This window comes from Candidatus Goldiibacteriota bacterium (assembly GCA_016937715.1).
Lineage (GTDB): Bacteria > Oederibacteriota > PGYV01 > PGYV01 > PGYV01 > PGYV01.
The window spans coordinates 1-2,708 of record JAFGWA010000063.1 but is presented as its reverse complement, the minus strand read 5'-3'; the positions used below and the strand labels follow the sequence as shown (position 1 = coordinate 2,708).

General features: G+C 45.2%; 2 protein-coding genes and 1 pseudogene. All 3 read right to left on the bottom strand.

Translation table 11 applies throughout. The features are described 5' to 3' along the window. Positions 1–1,519: NAD(P)H-dependent oxidoreductase subunit E (locus JXR81_07150; GenBank protein MBN2754627.1), on the bottom strand; the 1,519-nt coding region annotated here is incomplete at its 3' end. After that, entirely contained in the window at positions 1,506–2,003 is a 498-nt protein-coding gene (nuoE, locus tag JXR81_07145; GenBank protein ID MBN2754626.1) for an NADH-quinone oxidoreductase subunit NuoE, read from the bottom strand. The genes JXR81_07150 and nuoE, both read right to left, overlap by 14 nt. Continuing rightward, positions 1,981–2,686, bottom strand: a pseudogene (locus JXR81_07140) (redox-sensing transcriptional repressor Rex). Before JXR81_07140 ends, nuoE begins: the two are co-directional and overlap by 23 nt. Positions 2,687–2,708 lie beyond the last annotated feature (22 nt).

The following is a 2,708-nucleotide window of genomic DNA, read 5'->3' as shown; positions in this document are numbered from 1 at the left end:
TCATAATCCATAACATCTGCTTTGTGCCTTCCCTGCAAAGCACGCACTTGCCGCAGCTTTCATTCTGCGTAAACTGCATAAAGTACGCCGCTATTTTTACCATGCATGTGCTTTGGTTCATTACCACAAGGCCGCCCGAACCCACCATTGCCCCGGCGTTTTTTAGATTTTCAAAATCCAGCTGCAGGTCAAGGTGTTTTGGGGTAAGGCACGCGCCCGAAGGGCCGCCAATCTGAACCGCTTTAAAATTCGCCTCATCAACTTTCCCGCCTTCACCTGTTACCCCGCCCGCTATTCCGAATATTATTTCCCTTAACGTGGTTCCAAACGGAACCTCTATAAGCCCGGTGTTTGCTACCTGTCCGGTCACTGCAAAAGTTTTTGTCCCCGGGGATGTTTTTGTCCCCATCTTTCTGTATTCCTGCGGCCCGTCACGTAATATAAGAGGAATGGTTGCCAGGGTTTCCACGTTATTAATTACCGTGGGTTTATCCCAAAGCCCTTTTTGTGCCGGAAAAGGAGGTTTAGGTTTTGGCATCCCGCGCTTTCCTTCCACGGATGCCATAAGCGCGGTTTCTTCACCGCATACAAACGCGCCCGCGCCTTCCATTACGCTTAAATTAAACTTTTTTCCCGTGCCAAGCATGCTTCCGCCTATAATGCCGTTTTTTACCGCGTCAGCCACGGCCTTTTTCATCCTTTTTACCGCAAGCGGATATTCCGCCCTTACATAAACAAAACCTTCATCAGCGCCTATCGCATGCGCGGCTATTGCCATGCCCTCTATCACACTGTGCGGATTGCCTTCCATCACGCTTCTGTCCATAAACGCGCCGGGATCGCCTTCATCGCCGTTGCAGATAATGTACTTTTTTTCCGAATTTTGAATTCTTGTCAAATCCCACTTTTTTCCCGTCGGGAATCCGGCCCCGCCCCTTCCGCGAAGCCCGCTTTCCAGGATATCGGCACAGACTTTCGCGGGATTATCTTTAAGCGCTTTTTCAAGGGAAGTATAACCACCGGATGCTATATATTCGGTTATATCTTCAGGATCAATAATTCCGCACTGCTTTAAAACGTACCTGTGCTGCTTTCTGTAAAAATCAATTTCAGTTTTATTGACGCACACTTTACCGTCAGCGGGATTTATATATAAAAGCCTTTCTATAATAACGCCTTTTGCAATTGTACTTTTTACAATTTCTTCCGCGTCTTCCGGTTTTACCTTTGTATATAAAATGTCCTCCGGCATTATGGTTACAAGCGGTCCCATCTGACAGAAACCCTGGCATCCGCTTTTGCTTAAATGGCTGCCGCCTTTGTCATCATGTTTAAGTTCAACATCAACCTTAATACCTTCTTTTTCCGCAGCCTGATTTATTGCGTCAAATAACTTAAGCGCCCCGTTGGCAACACACGCCGTCCCCGCGCAGATTATAATTCTGCGCTCTTTTAACTTTGCCCTTTTCCCGTAATCTTCTTTTATTTTATTTAAATCCAGCGCCTCAATTGTCTGCATTGTTTTCACCTTCCTTTTTAATAATATCTGTAAGGACTGCTGTTATTTTATCCGAGGTCATCTGGCCGTAAATATCTTCATTTATCACGACGACAGGCGCAAGGCCGCACGCCCCAAGGCACGACACAGTTTCAAGGGTAAAAAGCATGTCATCCGTTGTATTCTTACTTTCAGTAAGCTTAAGTTTCTTTCTTATTGCTTCTATCAGCGCTTCAGAACGTTTTACGTGGCACGCTGTCCCGTCGCATACCTTAATGATGTATTTGCCTTTTGGGGCAAGGGCAAAATGAGAGTAAAAAGTGGCAACCCCATAGACCCTTGCAGGCGGAATTTTCAGGCACGTGGCGGTAAAGTCCATTATTTCTTCCGGCAGATACCTGTATTCGTCCTGAATCTCCTGAAGTATTGGAATTAACCTTGCCGCATTAGCGCCGTTTCTTTCTATTATTTCCATTACCTTTTCAAATTTTTTCTGCATTTCCATCGTTTTCATGGCGTTCTCCTTTGCAATATGGTTTCCTGTTATTTTTCTTTCTGCTGCTTGATTCTCTGCGATAAAACGGCAAGTGATGAAGCAAGGTTTTCGTTCTGCACAACCACATCAGCCGGAACATTCAGCATTACCGGCGCGAAATTCCACAGCGCTTTTACACCCGCTTTCACAAATAAATCCGCGATTGCCTGCGCGCTTTCAACAGGAACCGTAATAATACCGATTCCTATCTTGTTTTCCTTAACAAGCACGCCAATCTGGTCCGGAGAAAAAATCTTTCTGCCCGCCACTTCCCTGCCCTGTTTCTTTTTGTCCCCGTCAATCCCGGCAATTATATCCAACCCGTAATTTTTAAAACCCTGATAGCTTAAAAGCGCCTTGCCAAGATTACCGACCCCGGCTATAACCGCGTTGGACATCATATTCCAGCCAAGTATGTATTCAATTGCTTCTATTAACATTTCCAGGTTGTATCCAATCTTAGGCCTGCCCGAAAGGCGGGTGTATTCAAAATCTTTTCTGACCTGAATTGGAATCAGGTTTAAATCATTTGCCACAGCCGTCGTGGAAATGTAAACAACGCCTTTTAAAGATAAGGACTTAAGATAATTACAGTATGCGGGCATCCTTCTTAGCGCCGGAACAGGTATTGCCTTTCTGTCTATCTGCGTCATTTTAAAACCTCCTTTTTTAGAT